6 protein-coding genes are annotated in these 6,122 nt (G+C 61.8%); 2 read left to right on the plus strand and 4 right to left on the minus strand.

What is annotated here, in order from left to right; genetic code table 11:
• Positions 1–46: 46 nt before the first annotated feature.
• On the plus strand, positions 47–226 hold the full coding sequence (gene rpmF, locus SGJ19_18630) for a 50S ribosomal protein L32 (GenBank protein ID MDZ4782266.1): 180 nt from the start codon (positions 47–49) through the stop codon (positions 224–226).
• A gap of 13 nt (positions 227–239) precedes the next feature.
• Here the strand turns inward: rpmF and SGJ19_18635 are convergent, their stop codons facing one another.
• The 3 genes from SGJ19_18635 to SGJ19_18645 form a co-directional block, all read right to left on the minus strand.
• The gene (locus tag SGJ19_18635; GenBank protein MDZ4782267.1) at positions 240–1,169 is read right to left on the minus strand and encodes a tetratricopeptide repeat protein; all 930 of its coding nucleotides are present in this window, start codon (positions 1,167–1,169) and stop codon (positions 240–242) included.
• Positions 1,170–2,384: 1,215 nt separating this feature from the next.
• A complete protein-coding gene (locus SGJ19_18640) occupies positions 2,385–3,080 on the minus strand; it encodes a hypothetical protein (GenBank protein ID MDZ4782268.1) in 696 nt (231 codons plus the stop codon).
• A 375-nt stretch (positions 3,081–3,455) separates the two neighbouring features.
• Positions 3,456–3,878, minus strand: coding sequence for a hypothetical protein (locus SGJ19_18645; protein ID MDZ4782269.1), 423 nt, complete (start codon positions 3,876–3,878; stop codon positions 3,456–3,458).
• A gap of 126 nt (positions 3,879–4,004) precedes the next feature.
• On the opposite strand from SGJ19_18645, the gene queG reads away from it, so the two are divergent.
• A complete protein-coding gene (gene queG / locus SGJ19_18650; GenBank protein MDZ4782270.1) occupies positions 4,005–5,165 on the plus strand; it encodes a tRNA epoxyqueuosine(34) reductase QueG in 1,161 nt (386 codons plus the stop codon).
• A 61-nt stretch (positions 5,166–5,226) separates the two neighbouring features.
• Here queG and SGJ19_18655 read toward each other — a convergent pair whose 3' ends face one another.
• A complete protein-coding gene (locus SGJ19_18655) occupies positions 5,227–6,051 on the minus strand; it encodes a sugar phosphate isomerase/epimerase (protein ID MDZ4782271.1) in 825 nt (274 codons plus the stop codon).
• Positions 6,052–6,122 lie beyond the last annotated feature (71 nt).

Genomic DNA, 6,122 nt, shown 5'->3' on the forward strand with positions numbered 1-6,122 from the left:
ATGATGAGGGGCTTTCCGCAGTCGCGAAAAGCAGGAATCTCGAGCCATGGCCGTACCCAAACGCAAGCAATCGAATGCCCGCACCGGGTCCCGCCGGGCGCATGACTTCAAGACGCCGAAGCAACTGCATTTCTGCCCGCAGTGCAGCACGGCGGTTCCGTCCCACGTGGTCTGCCCGAAATGCGGCTACTACATGGGCCGCACGATGGTGCAGGTCGAAGAATAGCTCGGTTCGTCGTCTACGGGCGCGATGTCAGCAAAGTCCGCGGGTTCCGGTTGAGGTTCGCCGCTTGTTGGGCGACCTCCGGCGAGCCGGGCCAGAAGGCCTGAGCCTGGTCCAGTGTGACCAGCGCGGCCTGGGTTTGTCCGGCCTGCAATTGGCAATCCGCCATGGCCAGCCACAGCGGTAACGCCGGCGCTCCCCGCCGACAGGCCACGGCAAGCTGCTCCGCAGCGTCCGCCGGTCGATTGAGCGCCAAGAGCGCTTGGGCCTGCTGCTCCAAAACTTCTCTGGGAACCTCATCGACGGGATAGGTTTCCGCCAAGGCCCGCAAGTTGGCGAGCGCCCGTTGCGGTTCGCTTTGGCAGCGATAAATCTCGGCCAGGGCGACGAGGGCGTCGCGGCGTGCTGGTTCTATGCCGAGCGATTGATGGAAGTCGGCGGCGGCGCGGCTCAAATCTCCGCTGGTTTGCCAGATTTTTCCCCGGACCGCCCAAGCGTCCGCGGACTGCGGATTGACGTCCAAGGCCCGACGGGCGGCGTCCAACGCCTGCTCGAATTCCGACCGGGCCAACCGCATTTCGGCGTGTCGGACGAGCGATTGTTCATCGTCGCCAGCGATCCGCAGGGCTTCGTTGATTTCGACCAGGGCTTCCTGTTGCCGCCCAGCTTTCCAGAGGGTCTCGGCGTAGAGTCGATGGGCCTCGTGATCGGCCGGACATTGCTTGACGGCCGTGGCGAAGTGCTGTTCCGCCCCCTTCCATTCGCCCCGTTCTATTTCCCGCATGCCTTGCTGGACCAGTTGCCGGCTGGCCAACACGTTCTTGGCGGAAGGCCCGTCGTAGCACGGAAGGCGGCAGCCGATCGAAATTGCCAGTGCACAGCCCGCCGCGAACGCCGCAGAACGGCGGACGCGCGTACAGGGCGATAATTGCGTTTTGGCATCCATGCACGAAACGCCGGCGGAGAGGAAATCGAGCGTAATGATAGGTATCGACGAGAGCCGCCCGGCACTCGACCTCGGCAGGCCGGAGTGAGAGGCGCGGTAGATTACCCGCGAAGCACGGGGCGAAGCAAGGCAAGCTGGGCGAGATGTGCGGCAGTGGTGCAAGTGGCCGGAGCGCCAACGGGAATTCTAGGATCGCTCCAGGAGCTGCGTTCTTTTCCGCGAGCTCGTTCGTCGAATGAGAATTCCAGTTCCGATCAGCGCCGTCGCCAAAGTGCTGGAGATGACAGCCATCCAGGTTGGTACGGGGGTTCTTCGAAGATGGAAATAGCGCCGAGCTTTAAGCGAACGAGTTCCGATACGATCAGCAACGCGAGCGCGGTGAACGCCGTTCCTAAGCAAATGAGAATCATGGAAACTACCCGAGCGGCCGCGGACGGCATGGCAAGCCGATCAATTGATGAACGGGCCGGCGGGCTGGCGGGCGACTGGTAGGGGTTCTCCGACATGCCCTCGATTCTAGCAGGCCAGTCAGTCGGTCACCGCTGGAGGAGAGTAAGGACGAAGGAGAGTAGGAGAGGGAATTGGGGTTGTTGGATTGGATTGAGATGGTGCGCGGAAGTTGGACCGGTCCTGTCGGGCTTCTTGCTCGAATTTTTTTCCGCAGGCAACGGCGCGGGTTTAGTGCGCCGACGACCGAATGCGACCGAAAGGTTGTGCGCACGCAGCGGTCATGGTGTTGAGATGGCGGGCGTGGGTCCGTGCGGATTGCGCAGCACTGGCGGGGCGTGACGCACGTTGCCTGCGCTGCGTGAGCAACTTCGTGCTTGCGGCGGCGGGCCCTTCGAGTCTTGAAGACCGCTGCAAGTGGTCGGAGCGCCGGAACGCTCGCGGAAGTTTCCCAGGCACGTGCGCCGCGCTGGATCGCCAATGCTTGCGCGACCGACGGACCTCGATGCCTACCAACGTCTCGCCCCAGAGAGGCTGCGAAACCTCGCGGCCTTTCGTGTACTTGTCGCGTGGATTGATTTTGGGGCGGGGGGGCGGCTGATTTCAAGTGCGCTGGATAGTGCGACTTCGGTGTAGGTCAGGCTTTCCAGCCTGACAGGGGCTACGATCGACGTCAGGCGCGCGGCACGTCAGGCTGGAAAGCCTGACCTACGGCGGCTGGTGACCCGGTCGACGTTGCGGCGAATTCTCAACCTTGCGTCCAAGGCCCTACTCAGAGACCGAACAATTCGGCAGAGCCTTTCGCAGCCGAGACAGCTGGTCGTCGCTGATTGGAGGTTCGTTGTTATCAATTTCAAGTAGTGTGAGATTCTTGAGACCGAACAGCGGCGAAAAGTCCATCACGCGGCATTCGTTTAGCCACAGGTCGTCGAGGTGTTTGAGGCCAGCAAGCGGCGAAACGTCACTCACTTGGGTTCTCGTTACGCTCAGGACTTCTATTCTTGTGAGTGTTGCAAGGGGCGAAACGTCAACCACGTCTGTGTCGCCGAGATCGAGAGCCGTCAATTTGCAAAGACCTGACAATGGACGAATATCGGACACTCCGGTACCGACCAAACTAAGTTCCTTCAAATCGGTCAGTTCGCTGAGTATGGAAGCATCCGTGAAAGAGTACTCGTAGCAGTTCGCCACAATCACGTGCTCGCCAAGCAGGCTTCGCGCCATACGGCGCCACCGACCCTGTGGCTCTTTGTTGTAGAATCGGTCCAGTGAGTCGTACTTTCCGCCCAATTGAATGTCGAAGTCGAAGGGCCGGAGTTGTTCGACGACCTCCAATTGGCGCGCGGAATGCCGACGTTCGCTGGCAATCCATGCGAGGCCGATGCAAAGCAATGCGAAGATGATCAGTAGGCTTCGCAAGCGAAGCTGAAACCATCGTCGAAGTCGGCGTTCTTCCGCCACCATTTATTTGCCGTGGCTGATGGACACGAAGACAAGTAAGCCTCGTACGGCGGCCACAGCGGTCGAAGCCGAGAGCGCGGCGCTCTTGTAATTCTATCCAGCATCCGAGACGTTTGCGAGAGGCGTGCCTGACACGGTGACGGAGCGGCCTTTGTCAGGCACGTCCTTGGCTGCCGCTTGGGACGTGGCGACGGCGGCCTTCGTGCGTGATCGAATTCCTTCGACCGCGGTGCCTGACCTACGAAAGTGCGTGCCTGACCTACGAAAGCGCTGTCGCAAAACGAAACGAGCGTCATGGGCGGATCATCCACCCGATGACGCTCGGTCGGCGGAGAAGAGTACTTTCTTGCTTGGTCTCTCGGTTGCCGGTTCGTTCGGTTACTTGGTCGTGACGACCTTCGCCAGTTTGGCGGCGGGGCGGTCGGCGGCGTCGGCGATGAACGGATTGATGATCCGCAGCGCGGCGGTGCTGCCTTGGGTTTCGGTCGAGGCCGTGCTCTCCGTCTTGCCTTCCGGCTTGTAGAACGGATTGCGGTACGTGGTCGGCGCGGGGGCGACCGGCAGGTCCAGTTCCGGAGTCATGGTGCCCGGCGGATAGGCGTACGGGCTCCAGCCGTAGGTGCGCGGGACCGGGTAGCTATAATAGACCGGCGGATTCTGGGCGTAGTACGGAATGGACTCGCGGGAGTACAACGAGTATCCGCCGTAGTAGCCGCCCCAGCCGCAGCCTTGTGCGACCGCCGAGGCCGCCGGCGCGCTCACGGCCAGCGCGACCAAGAACATCATGCCAGTGCGTTTCATTTCGCGACCTCTCTCGTGGTTTCAAGCTCGGGAAGTAATTCAGCCAGTGAATCCCCTATCATTTCAGGCTAATCCGACTCGGCTGGCTGACAACCCTCAAAACCGGCTGGCCGGACGGGATTCGCGATGGACCGCTGGGAGTTAACCGAACGCCTGAAAACGGCCGCGCGGGAACTGGGGTTTTCGCTGGCCGGGGCTTGCCCAGCGGTGACGCCGGCCGAGGGCGTAACACGTTTGCGCGACTGGCTTTCCGCCGGCTACGCGGGAGAAATGACCTACCTGGCAGGTAGACGAGAGGCCTACGCCGACCCGGGGCGGGTGCTGGAGGGGGCGCGCAGTATTTTGATGCTGGCGATGAACTACCGGACCGAGGAACCGGCGGATGCCGCGGAGGGGAGCGGCCGCGTGGCGCGGTACGCCTGGGGAACCGACTACCACGACGTGATCCACGACCGGCTGAAGCGGTTGATTTCGCAGATCAAGGAATGGGCGCCGGAGGTTGGGGCACGGGGCGTGGTCGATACGGCGCCGCTGCTGGAAAAGGAGTTCGCGCAGCTCGCGGGGTTGGGGTGGATCGGCAAGAACACCTTGCTGTTGAATCGCGCGCAGGGAAGCTGGTTTTTTCTGGCGGCGCTGTTGGTGGACGTTGAGTTGGAGTATGACGCGCCGACGGCGACGGATCATTGCGGGACGTGTACCGCATGTTTGGACGCCTGTCCGACGGGGGCGTTCGTCGCGCCGTATGTGCTTGATAGCCGGAAGTGCATCAGCTATTTGACAATCGAACTGCGCGGTGCAATCGAACCGGCGTTGCGCGGACCAATGGGGGAATGGCTCTTCGGCTGCGACATCTGCCAGGAGGTGTGTCCCTGGAACCACCGCGCTCCGCTGTCGACGATCGAGGCGTTTCAGCCACGTGCTGGGTTCAATCCGGCGCAGTTGCGGGAGATGTTTGGCTGGAGCGATGCGCAGTTTCGGGAACAGTTTCGCGCAACGCCGCTGTGGCGCGCAAAGCGGCGCGGGCTGTTGCGCAATGCGGCGATCGTGTTGGGGAATCAGCGCGAAGAGGAATCGTTAACGGCGCTGACGCTGGGATTGCGCGATGCGGAGGAGTTGGTGCGCGGGGCGAGCGCTTGGGCGCTAGGACAAGTTGGTGGCGCGGGTGTTGGGCTGCTACTGCAGCGGTTGGAAGTTGAAGGGGATGCGGTGGTGGTTGAGGAGATCAAAGCGGCGATAGCGCGCTGCGACGTCGAATCCCAGGGAAGGCCTCCGGTGGTGCTTGAGTGATGGTGGGGTGTTGAGGGCCTTCCCTGGGCTTATGCGCTCGATGTTCATCAATCATCATTCATCATTTTCCTCGCAGTCCCACTTCCGCGAGCAGTTTGTCCGTTTCGCGGTACGCTTCTTCGACCCAGTCGACGATTTTTGCTGGGTCCGGCGAATATTCCAGTTCGATCGAGATCGCGCCGTCGATGTTGAGCGCTTTGATTTCCTCCAAGTACGGGCGGAACGGTACGACGCCGCGCCCTGGCGGGAGGTCGCCGTGGACTTTGCCGTCGCAGTCGGAGATGTGGACGTGGCCGGCGCGGCCTTTCAGGCGGCGCAGTTCTTCCGGTTTCACCTGGGAGAGAACGAGGTGCGAGATATCGATATTGGCTTTGACGTTTGGCAGGTTCACGTCGTCGAGGAATTGGCACATCGTGTCGATGTCGCGCACCAGCGAGAGCGGGAATGGCTCCAATTCCAGCACGATTTCCAGATCGAGCTCGCCGGCGCGTTCGCCGAGTTTGCGCACGCCTTCGACGCCCCAGCGCCATTGCTCGGCCGGCGGAATCACTTCGCGATTCCAGATGTATTCGCCGATCACGAGCAGCACGTTGCGGGCCGCATACGCATACGCGAGGTCGAGATATTTTTCCACGCGGTGCAGATGAAAGTCGCGCACTGGGCGATTGAAGTCGATCAAGCCGACGGCCACGCAGGCCAGCGAGACAATCGGCAGGCCGAGGCGATCGCATTCCCGTTTGACGAGCATTTGCTCGCGGACGTCGGCTTCGAGGGGATCGATGAAGATATCGACCGTGTCGAAGCCGAGTTCCTTGGTTTTGCGGAGGCCGAAGTCGGTCGGCTGCCCGGCTTGCACCCAGGCGGAGTTGATGAGTCCGAGTTGCATGGGGTACTGAAGTGGGTTGCGCGATGATGCGGGGGGGGGGGCGTGGCGCGAACTAAAGCGCCGCGCTGATG

This window comes from Planctomycetia bacterium (genome assembly GCA_034440135.1).
Lineage (GTDB): Bacteria > Planctomycetota > Planctomycetia > Pirellulales > JALHLM01 > JALHLM01.

Coding starts and splice junctions, on each gene's coding strand:
- rpmF (MDZ4782266.1), top strand. CDS start 47: ATGGCCGTACCCAAACGCAAGCAATCGAATGCCCGCACCGGGTCCCGC.
- SGJ19_18635 (MDZ4782267.1), bottom strand. CDS start 1,169: ATGGATGCCAAAACGCAATTATCGCCCTGTACGCGCGTCCGCCGTTCT.
- SGJ19_18640 (MDZ4782268.1), bottom strand. CDS start 3,080: ATGGTGGCGGAAGAACGCCGACTTCGACGATGGTTTCAGCTTCGCTTG.
- SGJ19_18645 (MDZ4782269.1), bottom strand. CDS start 3,878: ATGAAACGCACTGGCATGATGTTCTTGGTCGCGCTGGCCGTGAGCGCG.
- queG (MDZ4782270.1), top strand. CDS start 4,005: ATGGACCGCTGGGAGTTAACCGAACGCCTGAAAACGGCCGCGCGGGAA.
- SGJ19_18655 (MDZ4782271.1), bottom strand. CDS start 6,051: ATGCAACTCGGACTCATCAACTCCGCCTGGGTGCAAGCCGGGCAGCCG.